This is a genomic window from Brevibacterium metallidurans, from assembly GCF_037101285.1.
GTDB lineage: Bacteria > Actinomycetota > Actinomycetes > Actinomycetales > Brevibacteriaceae > Brevibacterium > Brevibacterium metallidurans.
In genome coordinates, this window is the sequence record NZ_BAAAAF010000017.1 from 25,134 (window position 1) to 43,245 (window position 18,112).

Consider the following 18,112-nt stretch of genomic DNA (forward strand, 5'->3'; position numbering starts at 1 on the left):
AAAATCCGACTCGGACGCTGGTCGGGGTCGAGGTATAGCCTGATCCCATGACATCGACTGCCGCCGTCATCGGCGCCGGAACCATCGGCCGCTCCTTCGCCCGCCTCTTCGCTGCCTCCGGGCATCCGGTGCGGGTGTGGGATCCCCGGGATGACCTCGCCGAGGTGGTCGCCGGCATCCGTGAGGACGTCGCCGCCGATCTCGCGGACAGGCCAGGGCAGACCGGCGGGGAGATCGAGTCCGCGGACACGCTCGAGGAGGCGGTCGCCTCGGCGGGATTCGTCCAGGAGTCGGGACCCGAGGACCCGGTCGAGAAGCCGAAGCTCTTCGCCCGACTCGCCGAGGCGGCACCGGCCCAGGCCGTGCTCGCCACCTCGTCGTCGACGATCCCGGCCTCGCTCATCGCCTCCGACCTGCCCGATGCGGTCGCCGCCCGGATCATCGTCGGCCATCCCTTCAACCCGCCGCACCTCATGCCGCTCGTCGAGGTCGTCCCCTCACTGCGGACGAGCGCGGACACCGTCGCGGCCGCGGTCGCGTTCTACCGCAGCTGCGGACGCGAACCCGTCGTCCTGCGCCGGGAGGTGCGCGGGTTCGTCGGCAACCGGCTGCAGAACGCGCTGATGAAGGAGGCGGTCGCGCTCGTCGAGAACGGCGTCGTCACCGCCGCCGAACTCGATGCGGTGATGCGGAACTCGCTCGGTCTGCGCTGGGCGGCCGTGGGACAGTTCGCGGGCATGCACCTCGGCGGGGGATCGGCGGGGATCCGCGGATTCATGCACCACATCGGGCCCTCGTTCGCCGCGATCGACCCGTTGCCGCTCGACCTCGGCGATGAGGCGATGGAGCAGGTGTACGCGCAGGTCGAAGACGCCTACGGGACGACGCCGAGCGCTGCAGCCGCCGCTGAGCGCGACCGCATCCAACGGGCAGTGCTGCAGGCCCGGGGGCAGGCTGACTGAGGAAGCGAAGTGCCTGGGTCCGCGCTGCTCAAACGGCGCGGGGCTGGGTGGCGCGGGGGTTGAGGTTGCGCGCAGCTCAGACGGCGGGGGCGTAGAAGTACGTCGTCCGTTCGGCGATGAGACCGTCATCGTCGAAGCGGAAGAAGTCGGAGAACCCGACGCGGGTCTCCGAGCCGTCCTTGAGCCGTCCCGCGAAGATCCCGCGACTGGCCGCATGGCTGCGGTCGACGAGGATCTCGGTGAGTTCGTGCGCCCCGGACTCGATGACCCGGGCGCCCAGGTAGAAGTCGGTGATCTGCTGGCCGACCATCGTCGGATAGCCGGGGCGATCGTAGGAGGCGTCGGCGGCGAAGAGCGCCGAGGTGGCGACCGGATCACCGGCGTCGACGGTCGTGTAGTAGCGCTTGACGAGATCTGTGACTGAGGTCATAGCGACAACATAGCAGTCCCCGCCTGCGCGAACGCGCACAGGGCACCCTGGGAATTCGGCGGGGGAATTGCCGCGGACACGGATCGGTCATAGCGTGGGACGAACACGCGGTGACCACCTCGGCGAGGTCTGCGGTCACCGGCGATTCCCGGCATCGAAGCAGAGAAGAGGTCCAACATGTCCACCCTGTATCGCGTGACCGACCCGGCGACCGGCGAGGTCGTCGAAGAGTTCCCGACGGCGACCGACGCGGAGATCCTCGCGGCTCTCGACCGGTCGGCGACGACGTTCACCCAGTGGAGTCAGACACCGGTGGCCGAGCGGGCGAGACTGCTCACCCGGGTCGCCGAGATCTACGCCGAACGGGCCGAAGAGCTCGCCGAGGTGATCCGGCTCGAGATGGGCAAGGCCGTGCCCGAAGGCAAGGGCGAGGTCGCCCTGAGCTCGAACATCTACCGGTACTTCGCCGACAACGCCGAGGCGTTCATGGCCGATGAGCCCCTGCGCGGACCCGAGGACGGCACCGCATGGATCCGCCGCAAGCCCGTGGGCTCGCTGCTGGGCATCATGCCGTGGAACTTCCCCTACTATCAGGTCGCCCGGTTCGCCGCGCCCAACCTCGCCCTCGGCAACACGATCCTGCTCAAGCACGCCCCGCAGTGCCCGCGGTCGGCGAAGATCATGGAGGAGATCTTCATCGAGGCGGGACTGCCCGAAGGCGCGTACATCAACGTCTACGCGAGCAACGAACAGGTCGCTGATCTCATCCTCCCCGACCCCCGCAATCAGGGCGTGTCCCTCACCGGGTCCGAGCGTGCGGGCGCGGCTGTGGCCGCCGAGGCGGGGAAGAACCTCAAGAAGGTCGTCCTCGAACTCGGCGGCTCCGACCCCTACATCCTCCTCGACACCGCTGACGTGGCGAAGAGCGCGAAGACGTTCTTCAACACCCGCATGGGCAATACGGGACAGGCGTGCAACTCGCCCAAGCGGATGATCGTCATGGACGACGTCTACGACGAGTTCCTCACCTCGATCACCGAGGCGGCGAAGAAGGCCACCCCGGAGGTGCCCGGTGAGGAGGGGTCCCGTCTCTCCCCGCTGTCCTCGGTTGCGGCCGCCGACCGCTTCGTCGAGCAGGTCCAGGACACCGTCAGCCAGGGCGCGACCCTGCTCGCGGGTGGGAAGAAGTACGACGGCGGCGGCGCGTACGTCGAACCCGTCGTCCTCACCGATGTCGAGAAGGGTATGCGCGGGTACTACGAGGAGCTCTTCGGCCCGGCCGTCATCGTCTACAGGGTCGGCAGCGAGGAGGAGGCCGTCGAACTCGCCAACGACACGCCGTACGGCCTCGGCGCCGCGGTCTTCTCCGGCGACGTCGAACGCGCGGAGCGGGTCGGGGCCCAGATCGACTCGGGCATGGTCTTCATCAACGCACCCGAGGGCTCACGCGAGTACCTGCCCTTCGGCGGGGTCAAGCGCTCGGGCGTCGGCCGTGAGCTCGGACCGCTGGCCATGGACGAGTTCGTCAACAAGCAGCTCGTGTTCCAGAAGAACTCCTGAGATCGCACGCGTGAGCTGAGCCGAGGGTCCGCGCACCTGAGACCGCGGCCCGCCGGCTCATTGATCGAGGCCCGACCACCTCGGCGACCGAGGCCCGACCACCTCGGCGACCGAGGCCCGACCGCCTCGGCGGGCAATGGGGAAGGCGCCGTCCGATCGGACGGCGCCTTCACTGTATCCTGATGTGATACACAGCACTTTCCCAGCAGGAGGTCCCCATGTCGGCACCGTCGCCGTCACAGCAGAAGAACGCCGCGGTCTCCAAGGGTGTGATGCGCCCGATCAACCGCGTCCTCGAGAGGTGGATCCCCTCGGCGCTGACCTTCGCCATCGTCCTCACCCTCATCGTCGCGATCCTCGCCTTCGTCCTCACCGGGGCGAGCCCGCTCGAGGTCGTCACGAGCTGGGGCGTGGGGCTGTCGGGTCTGCTCGAATTCATGACCCAGATGTGCCTCATCCTCCTCCTCGGCCACATCCTCGCGAACACGGGACCCGTGCAGGCGCTGCTCACCCGGCTCGCCCGCGTCCCCGGCAGCGCAGCCTTCGCCTACGTCTTCGTCTTCCTCGTCGCCGCGATCGCCAGCCTCATCACGTGGGGCCTCGGCCTCGTCGTCGGCGCCCTGCTCGCCCGCGAGGTCGCCGTCCAGGCCCGCCACCGCGGGATCAAGGTCCACTTCCCGCTCCTCGTCGCCGCCGGCTACTCCGGCATGGTCGTCTGGCACATGGGGTATTCGGGCTCGGGTCCGCTCACCGCGGCGACCCCGGACTCGTTCCTCGCCGAGTCCCTCGGCGGGCAGATCGTGCCCGTGAGCCAGACGATCTTCTCCACGTGGAACCTGCTCGCCATCCTCGGCGTCCTCATCGTCTGCAGCGTCCTCTTCTACCTCATCGCCCCCAAGGGCGACGCCCCGGTCTACCAGATGCCCGAATCCGTCGATCCCTCGGCGCAGCCCTCCTTCGCCGAGGAGGTCCTCACTCCCGCCGACCGCATCGACGCCTCCCGCATCCTCACCCTCATCGTCGGTCTCGCCCTCGTCGCCTACCTCATCGTCCACTTCGCTCAGGGCGGGGGACTGACCCTCGACATCGTCAACTGGTCGTTCCTCGCGCTCATCTTCCTGCTCGTGAAGAACCCCTTCGAACTCATCCACCTGACGAAGAACGCGGCCTCGAACGTCGGCGAGATCCTCCTGCAGTTCCCGCTCTACGCGGGCATCCTCGGCATCATGAGCGGCACCGGACTCATCGCGGTGTTCTCCGACGCCTTCGTCTCGATCGCCAACCCGGTCTCCTTCGGCGTCCTCGCCCTGCTCTCGGCCGGACTCGTCAACTTCTTCGTCCCCTCCGGCGGCGGCCAGTTCGCCGTGCAGGGCCCGATCATGCTCGACGCGGCGAACCAACTCGGCGTCGATCCGTCGATCGCGATCATGGCCGTGTCCTACGGGGACCAGTGGACGAACATGCTCCAGCCGTTCTGGGCGCTGCCGGTGCTCGCGATCGCGGGGCTGAAGATGCGCGACATCCTCGGCTACACGTTCATCACGTTCCTCGGCTCCGGGGTCGTCATGGCACTCGCCCTGCTGCTCGTGTCTCTGTGAGGTCTCTCTGTGAGCTCACCGCACCGGCACTGTGAGGCTACCGGGAATTACGATATGGTAGCCTCCATCGTTGGTTGCCCACGAAGTCGCAGGCGGACCTGATCCTCCACCCCTTGACTGGGCGCGGCGCCGGGCCAGAGCACTGAGTCGAGATGTCGGGGCGCTCCAGCGCCGGACGAGGGAGCGAGCAGATGTCACCACAGACACAGCAGTCCACGGACGACGCGAAGGGCGGGAAGAAGCTGCCGCCGGTGAACAAACGCGTGTTCATCTCCGCGGCGGTCGGCACAGTCGGCATCACCCTGTGGGCGTTCCTCGCCCCGGTCAACGCCCAAGCCGTGCTCGGCGCTGTCGTCGGCTGGACTTCGGACTGGTTCGGCTGGTTCTACGTCCTCCTCGTCGCCATCGTCCTCGTCTTCGTCATCTACCTCGCCGCCTCGCGGTACGGGTCGACGAAGCTCGGGCCCGAGCATTCGAAGCCCGAGTTCGGTCTCCTGCCGTGGGCGGCGATGCTGTTCGCCGCCGGCATCAGCACCGACCTCATGTTCTTCGCCGTCGCCGAACCCGTCACCCAGTACCTCACTCCGCCGAGCACCCAGCCCGAAACCGTCGACGCCGCGCGCGAGGCGACCGTGTGGACGCTCTTCCACTATGGGCTCAGCGGCTGGGGTCTCTACGCGCTCATGGGCATCGCGCTGGCCTACTTCGCCTACCGGATGAACATGCCGCTGGCGATCCGGTCAGCACTCGCCCCGATCTTCGGCAAACGCGTGCAGGGCACGCTCGGCGACACCGTCGACTTCGCGGCCCTGCTCGGCACGATCTTCGGTGTCGCCACCTCGCTGGGCATCGGCGTCGTCATGGTCAACGTCGGCCTCAACGTCGTCTTCGGTCTGCCCGTGAGCACGGCCTCGCAGATTGCGATCGTCGTCGTCGGCGTCGCCGTGGCCACGCTCTCCGCCGTCTCCGGCGTCGACAAGGGCATCAAGTTCCTCTCCCTCCTCAACGTCTTCGCCGCGATCGCGCTCAGCCTCTGGGTGCTCGTGGCCGGGAACACGAAGTTCCTCCTCAACGCGTTCGTCCTCAACGTCGCGGACTTCTTCCGCCTCTTCCCGAACATGGTCGGCCAGACCTTCGCCTTCGAGGACACCGGCACGTGGATGACGGACTGGACCCTGTTCTTCTGGGCGTGGTGGATCGCCTGGGCATCGTTCGTCGGACTCTTCCTCGCCCGCATCTCCCGCGGTCGGACGATCCGCCAGTTCGTCATCGGCACCCTGACGATCCCCTTCATCTACATCTTCATGTGGATCTCGATCTACGGGAACTCCGCCCTCGACATCATCCGCAGCGGCAACAAGGAGTTCGGCGAGCAGACCATGCTCAATCCCGAAGGCGGCTTCTACGAACTCCTCGCCCAGTATCCGTTCTTCGTCGTCGTCGCGGCCCTCGCCACGCTCACGGCTCTGCTCTTCTACGTCACCTCGGCGGACTCCGCTGCCCTCGTCATGGCCAACCTGTCCTCGTTCCTGCCCACCCCGCAGGACGACGGTCGGGCGTCGCTGCGCATCTTCTGGGCCGTGCTCACCGGTGCGCTCACCGTCGCGATGCTCATCGTCGGCGGGATCGGGGCGCTGCAGAGCGCCACGGTGATCATGGGTCTGCCGTTCGCCTTCGTCATCATCCTCGTCATGATCGGCCTCTACAGAGCCCTGCGGGTCGAAGGCAACCGGGTCGACAGCGTCGAGCAGAGCCTCTCCGGTTCGCTCGCCCGGCGCTCGACCCGCGGGCATGAGACGTGGAAGAAGCAGCTCTCCCGCGTCCTCGCGTTCCCCAGCGGCAGCAAGGTCCGCGACTACGAGCAGAACGTCCTCCTGCCGACCCTGGCCGAGATCGCCGCGGAGATGCAGGAGCGCGGCATCTCCGCGCGCTGCGGGCGCGTCGATTCGGAGGGCCGCTTCGACGAGAACGGCGAACTCGTCGAACTCGAGGTCGACGGGGAGGGACAGTACCCGTTCCGCTACCAGGTATGGCCGCACAAGGTCAGCGTGCCCTCGTTCGGCGGCCGGGTCCCGCGCGGAACGGAGGACTACTTCCGGATGGAGGTCTACCTCGGCGGTGGTGCCGGTCAGGGCTACGACATCATGGGCTACACGAAGGACCAGCTCATCGACGACGTCCTCGACAAGTACGAACGCCACGTCGAGTTCCTCCAGATGCAGGAGAACATCACCGGCGGAACGGACTGAGGGTGGCAGCGCACGCGGATTCCTCTGCGCAGGACCCAGCCGCCTCGGCGATGGACGGTGACGGACGCCCCGGCGACTCGGGCGTTCTCGGCGGTCCGGTGGTGGGCGACGACGGACTCGCCCGGACCCCGTGGGCCTACGGGGATCCGCTGCTGCTGGAGTACTACGACACCGAGTGGGGTCTGCCGGTGCGCGACGAAGCGGGGCTGTTCGAACGGCTCAGCCTCGAAGGCTTCCAGGCGGGGCTGTCGTGGCTGACGATCCTGAAGAAGCGCGAGCGCTTCCGTGAGGTGTTCGCGGGCTTCGACGCCGAGGCGGTCGCCGGCTTCGGTGCGACCGAGATCGACGGGCTGCTCGCCGACCCCGGCATCATCCGCCATCGCGGCAAGATCGAGGCGTGCATCGGCAATGCGCGGGCGATCCTCGCGATGCGCGACGAAGGCGGCATCGCCGATTTCATCTGGGGCTTCCAGCCGGTCGACACCCCGCGACCGGTGACGATCGCCGAGGTGCCGACGACCGCACCCGAGTCCACGGCGCTGTCGAAGGCGCTCAAGGCCAAGGGGTTCCGCTTCGTCGGCCCGACCACGATGTATGCGCTCATGGAGGCCATCGGTATGGTGGACACGCACCTCCTCGGCTCCCACCGCAGGGGCGCCTCGGGCCTGTGGCCCGCGTGAGCCGGCTCCAGGGGCGCTGAGTCCGAACCCATCTGCCGTCGAAAGGCCCGCATGAAGGACATCCGTGTGAGTGCGCTCGTGCTCATCCATCCGCAGCGACCGGAGATCCTCCTGGTCCGCAAGACGGGAACGACGTCGTTCATGCTGCCCGGCGGCAAACCCGAACCCGGGGAGAGCGCGGAGGAGACCATCATCAGGGAGATCGCCGAGGAGCTCGGCCTGACCCTCGACCGCGAGCGGCTCATCCCCGTGGGCACCTTCGCCGCGGATGCGGCGAACGAAGCAGACCACCGGGTCATCGGCGATGTGTTCCGCTATGACGGACTGCCCGCCGGACTCGACATCGTCGAGGTGAGTCACCAGGCGGAGATCGCGGCAGCCGGCTGGTTCTCCTACGACCCGATGCCCGCCGACACAGCGCAGCGGCAGTTCGCCCCGCTCACGCGCGACCGGGTCGTTCCGGCGCTTCGCGAGCAGGGCGTGATCTGAGGACTCAGGCCTTCGGCTGACGCGAGTAGGCGATGAGGGCGCGGTAGAGGTCGAGCGGTGCGCAGTTCGCGCCCTTGGCCAGGGACTTCACGAGCTTCCGGTAGGCACCGTAGTCGACCTGCTGCGGGTTCGCGGATTCGAGGAGACCGTGGTCGTGGAGGACGCCGACGGCGCGGGCGTCGATGATCGCGTACTTCTTCGGGTCGAAGACCGTGAGCAGGGCGCTGGCCAAAGGGTTGCCGACCCCAGGCAGCACCTTGAGCAGCGGCAGGCGCAGATGGTTCGGGGTGTCCTCGTCGAGGGCCACACCCGTGATGTAGTCGATGTCGTCCGCGGCGAGCCGCTCGGCCTGAGGCAGCACGGCCACGGCCTTCCATTCGACGACTTTGAGGAAGTTCTTGCGCTTGTATCCCTCGCGCCGCACGACCTTCGGGGCAATGCTGTCGAAGATCTCCGCCTCGAGGTCGGTGAGATCGTAGAGCGGTTCGTAGCGCAGGACGAAACCCGTGTCGATGAGGCCGGAGGAAGTGTGCTCGGACGAGGTCATGCGGCGATTCTACAGAACGTCGAGGACCGTCCGATGAACAGTCCGAAGGGGCCGGTGAACACGGGCGGCAGGGCTGTTCGGTCGGTCACGGCAGGGTCCGTTGGCCACTGGCGACAGGGTTCGTCGGCCAGGGGCGGCAGGGCGGGTGGGTCGGGTTCGGGTGAGACCGGGGCCACCTCGGCGAGGTGGTGACGTAGGGTCCGATTATGACCATTTCACCCGAAGATCGACGCACTCTGACCCCGGCCTTGCTTGGGTTGGTGTGGTCGGCGATGTTCGGGTTCTCCGGGTTCTTCCTCAGCTATTCGACGATGGTGACGATCGGGGCCGCGGGCGGCCTGTCGACGGTGACGGGCGGGACGGTGCTGACGACGATGATGGTCGGCGTCATCGTCGCCCAGCCGTTCGCGCCGTGGCTGGGGCAGCGGTGGGGGATGCGGGCGGCGCTGCTCTTCGCGCTCGGTCTGCAGGTGCTCGGACAGGTGTGCGGGCTCATCGTCAGCGCGCCGTTGCCGAGCCTCGTCCTCGCGGGGATCTTCGGTGGAATGGGATTCGGGCTCTTCGTCGTCCTCGCCAATGCGGTGGTGCCGGACACGGTGGCGCCGAGGCGGCTGGGCAAGGCGCTGGGGATCTTCGGCGGCATCACCTCGTTGGCTGCCGCCGTCGGAGCGCCCACCGGATTGTGGCTCATCGGGGTCGTGCCCGTATGGACGTTCCGGCTCATCGCCTGCGGGACGCTGCTCCTCGCGGTGCCGACCCTGCTGACGTTCATCCCGGGGCGCAGGCGACCGGGGAGGAGTGAGTGGTCGGCCTCGGGTGAGGAACCTGGCGTCGAGCTGGGCGGAGTTCCGGGAGCGGGGGTCGGTGCAGACGAGGTGATCCGGCCCGCGGACGCGGCGGCCGAGGGCGCCGGCTCACCGCGGCAGGATCGCTCACCGCGACGAGGTCGGCGCGCTGTACGCCTGATCGTCATGCTCGCCCCGTTCCTCATCAGCATGATCACCATGGGCCTCATCGTCGGCTTCGGGCCGGGTCGCGAGGTCGCGCATCCTGCGATCTACATCCTCATCATGCAGGTCTGCTCGGTGATCGGCCGGTTCGCTGCCGGGGCGGTGGCCGATGTGCGATCGCCGCTCGCTCTCAACCTCCTGGGCGTCGGTGCGGCGGCGTTCGGTCTCATCGTCACGGCGTTCACGGGGAACAGTGTGGTGCTCGCGGGGCGATGGTCCTCATCGGGCTGGCACTGGGCACCCTGCAGTCGGCGAGCCTCGTCATGGCGTTCACCGAGGTGAGCAGTCCGGCGAAGGCGAGCCTCGCATGGAACATGAGCTTCGACATCGGGCTCGGCATCGCCGGGGTCATCGGCGGGTTCGGGTTCACCTACCTCGGCGACACGGCGACCTTCCTCCTCTGCGCAGGCGTGCTGCTGCTCACCGGTCTCGTCTCCTGGGTGGTCAACGCGCGCCGCACCCGGCGCTGATTTCTCAGGTCACTTGGCGGTGCTCCGTGGATTCTGCGGACCCCTGAGGGTGGCGGCCCAATTCTGCGGAACCTCAACGGCGATGCGGGAACGATTCTCACCGGTGAGTGGGCGCGGATTCGCCATCGGCTGGGCGCTGACGCCGGTGGCGGCACCCGCCTCGGCGTGCGGGCGTCCCACGTCACTCCTCGCGATCCTCTGCGGTCTCGTCGCCATCGAGCACCGCGAGCATATCGACGGCCGCACGGGCGTACTCGCCGATCCACCGATCGTGGATGCGCTTGATCGGCAGCGGGGCCAGCGCGAGTACGCGGGTCTTGCCGACCTTGCGGCCGGTGAGCAGCTCGGCGCGTTCGAGGACGCGGATGTGCTGGAGGACGGTCGTGCGATCGAGGTCGGGAAACGCCTCGGCGACCGCCCCCGTCGTCAGAGGCTCGCGTTTGAGCAGGTCGAGGATGCGGCGGCGGGTGGCGTTGGCGAGTGCCTTGAACACGGCGTCGTCACGGGCGTCTGCGTCCGAGCCTGAATCCTCCGGCTCACCCATTCCCTTCCCACTCGACATGTGATAAAAATATCACATGACTGATGAGCAGAAAGACAAGAGCGCCCAGCTGGAAGAACTCTCCTTCACCGTCACCGGCTACATCTCGAAGACCCCACACGAGACGTACGAGGCCGTCGCCGATCCCGAGCAGCTCTCGAAGTACTTCACGACAGGGGGTGCCCGCGGCCGACTCGAGACGGGTGCCGAGGTGAGCTGGGACTTCGCCGACTTTCCGGGCCGCTTCCCCGTCGATGTCATCGAGGCTGTGCCCGATGAGAAGATCGTCATCGCGTGGGAGGGCAGCGGCGAGACTGTGGCCCCGAAGACAACGACGACCTTCGAGTTCACTCCCGTCGATGGCGGAACCCGGACTCTGGTGACGATCACCGAGAAGGCGTGGAAGACGACAGTCGGGGGAGCCGAGGGTGCTTTCGGCAACTCGATGGGATGGACCGGAATGCTCGCCGCACTCAAGGCGTGGGTCGAATACGGCATCAACCTCCGCGAGGGCTTCTACAAGTAAGTCAGTCGACAGGCGAGGCTGACCCCCGGCGAGAGCGCCGGGCATGGGTGCGCCGAGGGCCCGACACGATAGATTGACGGTGTGAGCATTCGGTATCGCAAGCGCCTGTCGTTCTGGAAGTTCGTTCTGCTGACCTCGGGAATCGGTGCCGGTGTCGGACTGCTCGCCGGGCTGATCCTTCTCGAATTCGATGCCGGACAGATCGTCATGATCGCGGCGGCGACCGGGTTCGGGGCAGTGGTCGGTCTCGTCATGGGCATCCCGGCGGAACTTGTCGTTCGGGTCGCGGCCCCTCGGCTTCACAGCCGAACCGGGGCGGTGCTCTTCTGCTTCATCCTCGGTCTCGTCTCGGTGCTCGCAGCGATGAACATCCTCGGAATGCTCATCCAAGGACCCGTTGCCTACATCGAAGCCTACGAATGGGCCACTCTGCTCTTCGCCCTCGGCTTCGCCATCCCCGCCGGGCTGCTCACCGCGTGCGCGACGCGCCTCATCGTCCTGTCGGCCGAGACGTCACCGCCGAAGACGGACCCACTCACCGGACTGGCCTGCTGACGGGCAGGGCGTTGAGTGGCGGATCCACTTCGAGGAACGACGATTATTCGAGGTGGATCCTCCACGGAACATCACCTCGGCGGGGATAGAACCGTCCTCACACGATGCGGGTGGGCGGTGACTGCGTCTTGGTCGGGTCGGACTCCGGCAGATCACCGAGCGCCTCATCGATGCGGGCGAGCACCTCGGCGTCGAGCTTCACCCCGGCAGCCGCCGCATTCGACTCGACCTGTTCGGGACGCGACGCCCCGACGAGCGCGGTGGCGACGTTGTCGTTGGCAAGCACCCACGCGATCGCCAGCTGCGCCATCGTCAGCCCGAGATCCGCGGCGATCGGCTCGAGCTTCGCGACCGCCGTGAGCGTCTCATCATTGAGATAGCGGGAGATCATGTCCGCCCCGCCCTTGTCATCGGTGGCCCGTGAGCCTGCCGGGGCCGGCTGCCCGACCTTGTACTTGCCGGTGAGCACGCCCTGAGCGATCGGCGACCACACGATCTGCGAGATCCCGAGCTCCTGCGACGTCGGAACGACCTGCGGTTCGATGACCCGCCACAGCATGTTGTACTGCGGTTGGTTCGAGATGAGCTGAATCCCCAGGTCACGGGCGAGGATGTGACCGGCGCGCAGCTGGTCCGCGTTCCACTCGCTCACCCCGATGTAGAGCGCCTTGCCCGCACGGACGACATCGGCGAAGGCCTGCATCGTCTCCTCGAGCGGCGTCTCGTAGTCGTAGCGATGCGCCTGGAAGAGGTCGACGTAGTCCGTGCCGAGCCGCGTGAGCGACCCGTTGATCGAGTCCATGATGTGCTTGCGGGAGAGCCCGGTGTCGTTGTGGCCCTTCGGCCCGGTGGGGAAGTAGACCTTCGTGAAGATCTCGAGCGACTCGCGCCGCTGACCGGCAAGCGCATCGCCGAGGACCTGCTCGGCCGCCGTGTTCGCGTAGACATCGGCGGTGTCGAACGTCGAGATCCCGGCGTCGAGCGCGGCATGGACGCACTTCGTCGCGATGTCGTTCTCCACCTGGGAACCGTGCGTGAGCCAGTTGCCGTACGTGATCTCCGAGATCTTGAAACCGCTGTTGCCGAGATACCTGAACTCCATATCCTCAGCCTACGACCGTGAGTCAAGACCCCCTGTCCGACCGGATGCAGCGGAGAGCGCTGCATCGGCCCAGGTCACCGGGTATTCGCCGAGGCGCTCGCCCGTCCCGCTGTCACCGACGTCGCTGGCCCTCGGCGTCGGGAGGGACTGAGCTGTCCGCACGCCAGCGCGGCGAGTGCGAGCCCGAAGCCCGCGATCTGGATGAGCGTGAGGCGTTCGCCGGCGAAGACGACGCCAAGACTCGCGGCGACGAGCGGGGAGAGGAGACCGAGCAGCGCGGTCGCGGTGACCGGCAGCCGGCCGAGGCCGCGGAACCACAGGGTGTAGGCGAGGATCCCGCCGATGAGGCCGAGCCACAGGTATCCGCCGATCCCGGCGAGGTCGATGCTCGCCGGCACCCCTTCGAGCACGAGGGTGGGCACGAGGAGGACGAGTCCGCCCGCGCTCAGCTGCCAGCCGGCGAAGCCGACGGCGCTCACCCCGGGCGGTCGTCCCCATCGTTTGACGAGGACGACCCCGGTGCCCATCGCCGCCGTCCCGGCGATGCCCGCGAGGATGCCGATCGGATCGAACCCGGCGCCCGGGCCGAGGACGACCATGCCGACGCCGACCACACCGACGACGCCCCACCCGAGCCGCCATTTCGAGAGCCGCTCGCCGAGGACGATGACCGCGAGCACTGTGACGAGGATCGGCTGCGCGGCCCCGAGGGTCGCGGCCACCCCACCCGGCAGGCGACCGGCGGCGACGAAGAGGAGCGGGAAGAACAGGCCGATGTTGAGGGTGCCGAGGACGAAGATCTTCCACCACCACGACCCGACCGGCAGTCGCCGGGCGATGAGCAGGCCGATGATCCCGGCGGGCAGGGAGCGCATGAGAGCGGCGAACATCGGGTGGTCGGCCGGCAGGAAGGCCGTGGTCACCAGGTACGTCGTGCCCCAGACAGCTGGGGCAAGCGCGGTGCTCAGGGTTGCGCCGAGGCGGCCGCCGGCGACGGTGGAGGATGCAGTGGGAACCGGGGGCGAAGTCGTCGTAGTCATGCCTCCAGACTCCGCCTACTCGACCTATGAGTCCAACACATGCTTTTCATCTCAGCGATCGTCGTTCACGATAGATGGATGGAGCTTCAGCAGATGCGCTACGCCGTCGCCGTCGCCGAGGAGCGCAACTTCACCCGGGCCGCCGCGAAATGCCATGTCGTCCAATCCGCGCTCAGCCATCAGATCAAGGCGCTCGAGCATGAACTCGGTGTCAGCCTCTTCGCCCGCACGAGCCGACGCGTCGACCTCACCGAGGCGGGCGCCGCCTTCATCCCGGCGGCCCGCTCAGCACTCGACGCCGCCGATCGGGCCGCCTCGGCGGCGGCATCGGCAACCGGGGAGATCACCGGGGGCCTCTCGATCGGCGTCATCCCCACCGTCACCGCACTTGACCTCTCGGCCGTGCTCGGCAACCTGCATCGGCGGCATCCGCGGGTGCGCACGAGCCTGCGCACCGGCGGCAGCCGCGACTTCCTCGATGAACTCCGGACCGGTGACCTTGATGCGGCGATCCTCGGCCTCCCCGCGACCGTGACGCCGACTGGCACCGAGCACATCGTCCTCGCCGAGGAACGGCACGTCGCGGTCCTCGGACCGGGCCACCGCCTCGGCGGGCGCCGGCGTCTGCGACTGAGCGAGCTGGCAGGGGAGACGTTCGTCGACTTTCCGCAGGGCAGTCCCGGGCGTGAGCAGTCGGACCTCGCGTTCGCCGCCGCCGGTCTGGGTCGGACGGTCGCCTTTGAGGTCATGGTCATCGGCATGATCCTCGACCTCGTCGCTCAGGATCTCGCGGTCGCCCTCCTGCCGCCGGCGATCGTGCCTCCGGACCTCGAGGTGCGCACGGTGCCGGTGACCGGTGGTCCGACGCGCACGGAGTATCTCGCGTGGAGTGATTTCAACCCGAGTCCCGCGGCGCTTGCCTTCGTCGACCTTGCCCGCAGTCGCCTCGGCGCGCGCAGCCGTGTGAGAGAGGGTCGTGAGGGTGGGGAGGCGTGAGGCTTTGCCTGCTTCGAGGCCGCCACTTGGCGCCGAGACCGCTGCCCGTAATTGGCGGTCTCGACGCAAAGTGGCGGTCTCGGCGACATGAGAGTGCACGCGGCTGGTCGGATGCCGCTCTGCCGCGCTGACGTCTCGGTGGATCTCAGCCGCGCATGCGCCGGTGCCTGAGGAGCGGCGGGAGGCCGAAGTAGATCGGCGGGCGGAGTGAGGCAGGTTCGGCAGCCGCGGATGAGCGACCCTCGTCACATCGAGACGGCCACTTAGCGCCGAGACCGCGGTCTGGGAGTGGCGGTCTCGACGGAAAGTGGCCGTCTCGATGAATCTCGGCCGCGTGGGCGCTGTCACCGGGCGCCTCGAGCGCCCAGGCGCTCTCCCAGCTGATGAGCTCGCCCGCATGGCAGACCGGGTCGCCGCCGCGAGACGGCGGTTCGGCCCAGAGCCACAGATTGATCCCGTACTCGAGGAGAACGAGCTTGGAAGCTTCGTCTCGGCGGGCATTCTCCCTGACCAGGAGGCGATGAAGTCGCGCCGAGGCGGTCTCGAGCTCCTCCCACCCGTCGCTGCGATGCGGCAGGAAGACCCACGTCCCCGCGGGGACGTCGGCGACGGTGAGCGAGCGCGCAGAGCAGTCCGAGTCGGCTGGCGCTGACGGACCGTCAGCGACGAGTGCTTTCGGTGAACCGTCAGCGACGAGCGCTTCGGGTGAGACGACACGGACGAAGCCCGCACACTCATCGAATGCACCAAGGAGATCGCCGAAGCAGGCGGCGACCACCTCGGGGGAGGGCGCGATGAGGAGGAGGCCGGTCGCCTCGGCGAGAATGTCGTCCCTGCTCAAGCGGGTGAACGGCGACGTCCTCATGTGTGCGAGGACATTGCTCCAATGCTCGGGCACGGGGGCGGAGTCGAGCAGGGAGTGGGTGCGTTCCCGCTCTGCGTCGTGACGCATGGGTGCCCTCCTCTCGTGGGCGATCGTCGGCACCGAGGTGGTCCGTCGTCCCTCCACCATGCCACGAACGCCGGCCCGACAGGTCGGGAACCCGGCCACGTGGCAGGGGGCGGCAGCGGCGGATTCTGATCACCACCGCGACCATGGTCGCGTCTGGGCGCTGGCGCGGAGGTGGTCGCATGAGGGCGAAGCCGACCACGCGGAAGGGGTCGACGGCAGTGCTCGCGTCTGGGCCCCGGCCTACGCGAAGACGCTGAGGGCGTAGACGGCGAAGACGACGAGGAGTGCGGCACCGTGGACGGCCGTGACCCGATTCGCTGCGAAGGTCGTCACCGACAGGACCACGGCGACGCCGAGGAGCAGGAGGTTCGCCGGCCCTTCGGCGAGGACGATCTGCTGGCCGGTGAGCATCCCGATGATGAGCACGACGGGAATCGTCAGACCCACCGTCGAGACGAGCGCCCCGTGACAGAGGTTGCTCACCCGCTGGACCTCGCCCTGCCAGGCGGCGCGGATCGCCGTGATCGTCTCCGGGAGGAAGACGATCATCGCGATGACGATGCCGGAAAGCGCAACCGGAGCGCCGAGGCGGCCCAACCCGTCATCGAGCAGCGCCGCCATGTCATGGGAGAGGAGGACGATGGGAAGGACGGTGACGACGAGCAGGGCCAGGCGCAGGATGATCTCCACGCGGTGGGTCGACAGTGTCTCGCCGATGCTCGGCCGCGCCGCCTCGACGGCGGCGGGGAGCGCGGCATCTCCCGACCCGGAGACTCCCGACCTGCGCTCACCGACCAACCGCGGATCGACCTCGCGGAAGTCATCGGCCTGCGCCCCCATCTGCCGGGTGAGGAAGAACGCGTAGATCCCGATTGTGAGGATGATGATCGGAATCTCCTGCCACGGCAGGTAGCTGCCGTCGACGCCGATGACGGCGGGCAGTGCGAACGCGAGCGAGGCGAGGACGATGATGAGACTGAGATACGCCGAGGTGCCCGTCCGATTGGCTTCCATCCCGCCGTGGCGCAGGCCGCCGATGAGCAGACACAGCCCGACGACGGCGCCGAGGATGATCATCGACACCGCCATGACCGAGTCCCGCGCGATCGTCGCATGCTCGCCGGGCCCGAGCAGGACAGCGGCGATGAGGATGACCTCGATGAGGACGATGGAGAGCGTGAGCACGAGCGAACCGTAGGGGTCGCCGAGGCGGTGGGCGAGGTGCTCGGCCTCGTGGACGACGCCGAAGGCACAGGTGAGGATCACGCCGACGATGACGACGAGCGCGGTGATGAGCAGCGGCGCCGGGGCGGGAGGTTCGAGGAGAGGCCCGAGCATCGGGAGGGCGAGGACAGCACCCCAGCCGAGGACGAGTCGGACGATGGCGGTGGGAGTGACGATGCTGCGAAGCGCGGCAGACATGACGGTCGGATCCAGTTCTACGAGGCCGTCCTCATCGCGGTGGTCAGCGACCGGGTCGTCCCGCTCGCCACGTGCTTTCGATCGTAGCAAATGAGCGTCTTGGCGGCACGGCGCGAGACGAATCGGCGCAGGCACGGCGAGAGACGAATGGGCGCCGGCACGGCCGGGGACCGCTCGAACGCAGACGAGGACCGCTCGAACGCAGACGAGGGCCGCTAGAACCCAGACGAGGGCCGCCCGAACCCTCATGGGATCGAACGGCCCTCGGACCGCAGCGCTCCTCAGCCGTGCAGAAGTCGCAGTCAGCGGCAGGTCAGTGCCGGATCAGTGCCGGACAGCTGAGCGTCAGGCAGCGGCGGGCGCGTGCGCTCCGCTGACCCGCCTCGCCCGCGGGCCCTTCGAACGGAACACGAAGCGGTCGACGCTGAAGCGTCCCGGCCCCATCGCGGCGATGAGCAGCGCACCGGCCGACAGTGCCGCGACCAGCTCCCAGCCGCCCTGGCTGACGAAGGGCTGCGGGACGAAGTGGACGATGACGAGGGCACCGAGGAGGTTGATCGCGATGAGCGCGCTGACGATGGGCGTGAACGCGCCGAGGATGAGCAGAGTGCCGCCGATGAGCTCGACGAACGTCGCAAAGGGTGCGGCGAACTCCGGCACCGGCACCCCCATCTGCGAGAACGATTCAGTCGTGCCGGCGATCGTCCATTCGTTGAATTTCTGCCAGCCGTGGGCGATGAGGATGACTCCGAGCCCGATACGGGCGATGAGGGCAATGACGTCGCGGGCAAGAGTGGGCAGTCCGGTGGTGGCGTACATGTTGTCCTCCAGATTTATTTGAAATGACAACCAAAACGGCTCTTCGTAATTGAGAGTGTAGATCGGTGATTCCAGGACACGGCGAGTCGCTGCGCGGATAGACGTCGAGGTCTTCCGATGATGGAAGTTCTCACACAATCCATCCGAAAGACCTCGACGTGGCC

At 67.8% G+C, this 18,112-nt stretch carries 19 protein-coding genes; 11 read left to right on the forward strand and 8 right to left on the reverse strand.

Going from position 1 to position 18,112, the window contains the following annotated elements:
• Nucleotides 1-47 precede the first annotated feature (47 nt).
• A complete protein-coding gene (locus AACX88_RS15685) occupies nucleotides 48-962 on the forward strand; it encodes a 3-hydroxyacyl-CoA dehydrogenase NAD-binding domain-containing protein (protein ID WP_339393796.1) in 915 nt (304 codons plus the stop codon).
• Nucleotides 963-1,038: 76 nt separating this feature from the next.
• On the opposite strand, the gene AACX88_RS15690 is transcribed toward AACX88_RS15685, so the two are convergent.
• On the reverse strand, nucleotides 1,039-1,392 hold the full coding sequence (locus AACX88_RS15690; protein WP_167559925.1) for a nuclear transport factor 2 family protein: 354 nt from the start codon (nucleotides 1,390-1,392) through the stop codon (nucleotides 1,039-1,041).
• Nucleotides 1,393-1,569: 177 nt separating this feature from the next.
• Between AACX88_RS15690 and AACX88_RS15695 the strand changes: the two genes are divergently transcribed.
• The 5 genes from AACX88_RS15695 (at nucleotide 1,570) to AACX88_RS15715 (ending at nucleotide 7,968) form a co-directional block, all read left to right on the forward strand.
• Complete coding sequence (locus AACX88_RS15695) at nucleotides 1,570-2,952, forward strand: NAD-dependent succinate-semialdehyde dehydrogenase (RefSeq protein ID WP_339393797.1); 1,383 nt, start codon at nucleotides 1,570-1,572, stop codon at nucleotides 2,950-2,952.
• Nucleotides 2,953-3,170: 218 nt separating this feature from the next.
• Entirely contained in the window at nucleotides 3,171-4,550 is a 1,380-nt protein-coding gene (locus tag AACX88_RS15700) for a short-chain fatty acid transporter (RefSeq protein WP_339393798.1), read from the forward strand.
• Nucleotides 4,551-4,741: 191 nt separating this feature from the next.
• Nucleotides 4,742-6,799: a choline BCCT transporter BetT gene (gene betT / locus AACX88_RS15705; protein ID WP_339393799.1), complete on the forward strand. Its 2,058-nt coding sequence runs from the start codon at nucleotides 4,742-4,744 to the stop codon at nucleotides 6,797-6,799.
• A 50-nt stretch (nucleotides 6,800-6,849) separates the two neighbouring features.
• Nucleotides 6,850-7,479, forward strand: coding sequence for a DNA-3-methyladenine glycosylase I (locus AACX88_RS15710; RefSeq protein ID WP_339393813.1), 630 nt, complete (start codon nucleotides 6,850-6,852; stop codon nucleotides 7,477-7,479).
• A 51-nt stretch (nucleotides 7,480-7,530) separates the two neighbouring features.
• A complete protein-coding gene (locus AACX88_RS15715; RefSeq protein ID WP_339393800.1) occupies nucleotides 7,531-7,968 on the forward strand; it encodes an NUDIX hydrolase in 438 nt (145 codons plus the stop codon).
• A 4-nt stretch (nucleotides 7,969-7,972) separates the two neighbouring features.
• Here the strand turns inward: AACX88_RS15715 and AACX88_RS15720 are convergent, their stop codons facing one another.
• Nucleotides 7,973-8,515: a hypothetical protein gene (locus AACX88_RS15720; RefSeq protein ID WP_339393801.1), complete on the reverse strand. Its 543-nt coding sequence runs from the start codon at nucleotides 8,513-8,515 to the stop codon at nucleotides 7,973-7,975.
• 206 nt (nucleotides 8,516-8,721) lie between these two features.
• On the opposite strand from AACX88_RS15720, the gene AACX88_RS15725 reads away from it, so the two are divergent.
• Both AACX88_RS15725 and AACX88_RS15730 read left to right on the forward strand, forming a co-directional pair.
• Nucleotides 8,722-9,807: an MFS transporter gene (locus AACX88_RS15725; RefSeq protein ID WP_339393802.1), complete on the forward strand. Its 1,086-nt coding sequence runs from the start codon at nucleotides 8,722-8,724 to the stop codon at nucleotides 9,805-9,807.
• On the forward strand, nucleotides 9,738-9,995 hold the full coding sequence (locus AACX88_RS15730; RefSeq protein WP_339393803.1) for an MFS transporter: 258 nt from the start codon (nucleotides 9,738-9,740) through the stop codon (nucleotides 9,993-9,995). Before AACX88_RS15725 ends, AACX88_RS15730 begins: the two co-directional genes overlap by 70 nt.
• 181 nt (nucleotides 9,996-10,176) lie before the next feature.
• Here the strand turns inward: AACX88_RS15730 and AACX88_RS15735 are convergent, their stop codons facing one another.
• A complete protein-coding gene (locus tag AACX88_RS15735) occupies nucleotides 10,177-10,557 on the reverse strand; it encodes an ArsR/SmtB family transcription factor (RefSeq protein ID WP_339393804.1) in 381 nt (126 codons plus the stop codon).
• A 16-nt stretch (nucleotides 10,558-10,573) separates the two neighbouring features.
• Here AACX88_RS15735 and AACX88_RS15740 point away from each other — a divergent pair, with 16 nt between their 5' ends.
• A complete protein-coding gene (locus AACX88_RS15740) occupies nucleotides 10,574-11,062 on the forward strand; it encodes an SRPBCC domain-containing protein (RefSeq protein ID WP_339393805.1) in 489 nt (162 codons plus the stop codon).
• An 81-nt stretch (nucleotides 11,063-11,143) separates the two neighbouring features.
• On the forward strand, nucleotides 11,144-11,617 hold the full coding sequence (locus AACX88_RS15745; RefSeq protein WP_339393806.1) for a hypothetical protein: 474 nt from the start codon (nucleotides 11,144-11,146) through the stop codon (nucleotides 11,615-11,617).
• A gap of 97 nt (nucleotides 11,618-11,714) precedes the next feature.
• On the opposite strand, the gene AACX88_RS15750 is transcribed toward AACX88_RS15745, so the two are convergent.
• Both AACX88_RS15750 and AACX88_RS15755 read right to left on the reverse strand, forming a co-directional pair.
• Nucleotides 11,715-12,719 (reverse strand): aldo/keto reductase family protein, encoded by a 1,005-nt coding sequence (locus AACX88_RS15750; protein ID WP_339393807.1) that lies wholly within the window; start codon nucleotides 12,717-12,719, stop codon nucleotides 11,715-11,717.
• A 74-nt stretch (nucleotides 12,720-12,793) separates the two neighbouring features.
• Complete coding sequence (locus AACX88_RS15755; protein WP_339393808.1) at nucleotides 12,794-13,759, reverse strand: EamA family transporter; 966 nt, start codon at nucleotides 13,757-13,759, stop codon at nucleotides 12,794-12,796.
• 78 nt (nucleotides 13,760-13,837) lie between these two features.
• On the opposite strand from AACX88_RS15755, the gene AACX88_RS15760 reads away from it, so the two are divergent.
• Complete coding sequence (locus AACX88_RS15760) at nucleotides 13,838-14,755, forward strand: LysR family transcriptional regulator (RefSeq protein ID WP_339393809.1); 918 nt, start codon at nucleotides 13,838-13,840, stop codon at nucleotides 14,753-14,755.
• A gap of 145 nt (nucleotides 14,756-14,900) precedes the next feature.
• On the opposite strand, the gene AACX88_RS15765 is transcribed toward AACX88_RS15760, so the two are convergent.
• The 3 genes from AACX88_RS15765 to AACX88_RS15775 all read right to left on the reverse strand — a co-directional run bounded on the left by AACX88_RS15765 (nucleotide 14,901) and on the right by AACX88_RS15775 (nucleotide 17,948).
• Nucleotides 14,901-15,707: a hypothetical protein gene (locus AACX88_RS15765; RefSeq protein ID WP_339393810.1), complete on the reverse strand. Its 807-nt coding sequence runs from the start codon at nucleotides 15,705-15,707 to the stop codon at nucleotides 14,901-14,903.
• Nucleotides 15,708-15,947: 240 nt separating this feature from the next.
• A complete protein-coding gene (locus AACX88_RS15770) occupies nucleotides 15,948-17,129 on the reverse strand; it encodes a calcium:cation antiporter (protein WP_339393811.1) in 1,182 nt (393 codons plus the stop codon).
• A gap of 345 nt (nucleotides 17,130-17,474) precedes the next feature.
• Complete coding sequence (locus AACX88_RS15775) at nucleotides 17,475-17,948, reverse strand: DoxX family protein (protein WP_339393812.1); 474 nt, start codon at nucleotides 17,946-17,948, stop codon at nucleotides 17,475-17,477.
• Nucleotides 17,949-18,112: the final 164 nt, after the last annotated feature.

Excerpts from the sequence above, each read along its gene's own strand:
- AACX88_RS15685 (WP_339393796.1), top strand. The coding sequence starts at position 48 with ATGACATCGACTGCCGCCGTCATCGGCGCCGGAACCATCGGCCGCTCC.
- AACX88_RS15690 (WP_167559925.1), bottom strand. The coding sequence starts at position 1,392 with ATGACCTCAGTCACAGATCTCGTCAAGCGCTACTACACGACCGTCGAC.
- AACX88_RS15695 (WP_339393797.1), top strand. The coding sequence starts at position 1,570 with ATGTCCACCCTGTATCGCGTGACCGACCCGGCGACCGGCGAGGTCGTC.
- AACX88_RS15700 (WP_339393798.1), top strand. The coding sequence starts at position 3,171 with ATGTCGGCACCGTCGCCGTCACAGCAGAAGAACGCCGCGGTCTCCAAG.
- betT (WP_339393799.1), top strand. The coding sequence starts at position 4,742 with ATGTCACCACAGACACAGCAGTCCACGGACGACGCGAAGGGCGGGAAG.
- AACX88_RS15710 (WP_339393813.1), top strand. The coding sequence starts at position 6,850 with ATGGACGGTGACGGACGCCCCGGCGACTCGGGCGTTCTCGGCGGTCCG.
- AACX88_RS15715 (WP_339393800.1), top strand. The coding sequence starts at position 7,531 with ATGAAGGACATCCGTGTGAGTGCGCTCGTGCTCATCCATCCGCAGCGA.
- AACX88_RS15720 (WP_339393801.1), bottom strand. The coding sequence starts at position 8,515 with ATGACCTCGTCCGAGCACACTTCCTCCGGCCTCATCGACACGGGTTTC.
- AACX88_RS15725 (WP_339393802.1), top strand. The coding sequence starts at position 8,722 with ATGACCATTTCACCCGAAGATCGACGCACTCTGACCCCGGCCTTGCTT.
- AACX88_RS15730 (WP_339393803.1), top strand. The coding sequence starts at position 9,738 with ATGGTCCTCATCGGGCTGGCACTGGGCACCCTGCAGTCGGCGAGCCTC.
- AACX88_RS15735 (WP_339393804.1), bottom strand. The coding sequence starts at position 10,557 with ATGTCGAGTGGGAAGGGAATGGGTGAGCCGGAGGATTCAGGCTCGGAC.
- AACX88_RS15740 (WP_339393805.1), top strand. The coding sequence starts at position 10,574 with ATGACTGATGAGCAGAAAGACAAGAGCGCCCAGCTGGAAGAACTCTCC.
- AACX88_RS15750 (WP_339393807.1), bottom strand. The coding sequence starts at position 12,719 with ATGGAGTTCAGGTATCTCGGCAACAGCGGTTTCAAGATCTCGGAGATC.
- AACX88_RS15755 (WP_339393808.1), bottom strand. The coding sequence starts at position 13,759 with ATGACTACGACGACTTCGCCCCCGGTTCCCACTGCATCCTCCACCGTC.
- AACX88_RS15760 (WP_339393809.1), top strand. The coding sequence starts at position 13,838 with ATGGAGCTTCAGCAGATGCGCTACGCCGTCGCCGTCGCCGAGGAGCGC.
- AACX88_RS15765 (WP_339393810.1), bottom strand. The coding sequence starts at position 15,707 with ATGCGTCACGACGCAGAGCGGGAACGCACCCACTCCCTGCTCGACTCC.
- AACX88_RS15770 (WP_339393811.1), bottom strand. The coding sequence starts at position 17,129 with ATGTCTGCCGCGCTTCGCAGCATCGTCACTCCCACCGCCATCGTCCGA.
- AACX88_RS15775 (WP_339393812.1), bottom strand. The coding sequence starts at position 17,948 with ATGTACGCCACCACCGGACTGCCCACTCTTGCCCGCGACGTCATTGCC.